Origin of the sequence: Caulobacter sp. 17J65-9, from assembly GCF_010975005.1 — a bacterium.
GTDB lineage: Bacteria > Pseudomonadota > Alphaproteobacteria > Caulobacterales > Caulobacteraceae > 17J80-11.
Genome location: NZ_JAAIVC010000336.1, coordinates 1 through 720, shown reverse-complemented (window position 1 = coordinate 720; position 720 = coordinate 1). Strand labels below are relative to the sequence as shown.

Genomic DNA, 720 nt, shown 5'->3' with positions numbered 1-720 from the left:
CCCTGCTGATCAGCGCCCGCGCCCTGCACGGCGCCGGGCGCCACGCCGAGGCCGAGCGCGCCTATCGCGACGCCGCGGCCCGCACGCCGGGCCTGGAGGGCATCGCCCGCCACGCCGCCTTCCTGGCCGAGATGGGCCGCAAGGACGAGGCGCGCGAGCTGCTGGCCGACCTCGACAAGCGCGCCGCGAAGGCCCGCGCCCACTTCCGCAAGGAAGCCAAGGTCTGGCGCGACTTCGCAGCCGCCAAGGTGGCCGCGTAAGGCGATCCTGTAAGAACCACGCCGCCTCGCGCGACTAGCTCCTCGACGGGCCGCTCATAGGCGCGCCCGAACGCGAGGGGAGTTTTGCGTGAAACTGAAGTGGATTCTGCCGGCGGTCGCCGTCGTCTGCGCCGCCGCGGCCTGGGCGGGCATGTTCGTGGGCCTGTACCTGGGCGTCGACCTGAAGACCCGCACCGTGCTGGTCACCCTGGCCGCCCTGTCCGGCGAGGCGGTGCTGTGGACCTTCGCCGCCGCGCTCGGCCTGACCGTGTTCGAGGCGCGCCGCCGCATCTGGGCGCGGCTGACCGGGCGGGCGCAGTAGATCTCCCCCCGAGCGTCAGCGCTGGGGGGAGCAGGCGGCTGAAGGCCGCCGTGGGGGGCTCCAGCGGAGTGCGCGGCTTCCGTCGCGCCAGGGCGAGCCCCCTCCACCACCCTTCGGGTGGTCCCCCTCCCCCAAGGG

At 74.6% G+C, this 720-nt stretch carries 1 protein-coding gene and 1 pseudogene; both read left to right on the top strand.

The genetic code is table 11. The features are described from left to right. Positions 1 to 260: pseudogene (locus tag G3573_RS21790) on the top strand (tetratricopeptide repeat protein); the annotation flags it as partial. Positions 261 to 348: 88 nt separating this feature from the next. After that, a complete protein-coding gene (locus tag G3573_RS21785; RefSeq protein ID WP_163263699.1) occupies positions 349 to 582 on the top strand; it encodes a hypothetical protein in 234 nt (77 codons plus the stop codon). The last annotated feature ends 138 nt before the right edge of the window (positions 583 to 720 follow it).